Genomic DNA, 577 nt, shown 5'->3' with positions numbered 1-577 from the left:
GATGCAGAAGACGTTTGCACAGCTTTTCTGAGCAGCTTGAACGCATGCTCTATTAACTCATCACTGTTGATGTCTAGCTTACATGCCTGAGACGTTAAGTAGACTTCTTGAAATATAGGGAGCATATCGATCAAATCTATCGGGTGGCCTGAGATGAGCAACTCCTTTTTAAATCGGATGGCTGTGGCTATGGCATCGATGATTTCGTGTAAATCAGTCGATGCGTAAATACAGATTGAACTCACACAACGGTTGTAGACGTGGTTATTAATGAGTACTTCACTCGGAGATCGTATAGCTAAGTCATCACGTGCTTCGGTATCTTTTATAACATCCTTTTCATTCTTAGTAATGTGAAGTCTAATATTTTTGTTTTTTAAAGGTGTAGCTGTGCTGATATTTTTATAATAATATTCCATGATTTAATCTCGATTAATTAGTTTTTAAAATTCTAATTAATAAATAACGACAAAATCAATCTATTTTTTAATATTTTTTATAATGTCTATTTATTCTTTGTATTTCAATGATTTAATTGTTATTGGTTTTTATATTTTAATTTTAATATTCGATGATA

Annotated in this window: 1 pseudogene; it reads right to left on the bottom strand. The window is 31.9% G+C overall.

The features are described 5' to 3' along the window. A pseudogene (locus R7040_RS28525) lies at positions 1-419 on the bottom strand (hypothetical protein); the annotation flags it as partial. Positions 420-577: the final 158 nt, after the last annotated feature.

It is taken from the genome of Vibrio sp. 1069, assembly GCF_033340555.1.
Note: the sequence above shows the minus strand (reverse complement) of the source record. Positions and strands in the feature narration are given on the sequence as shown.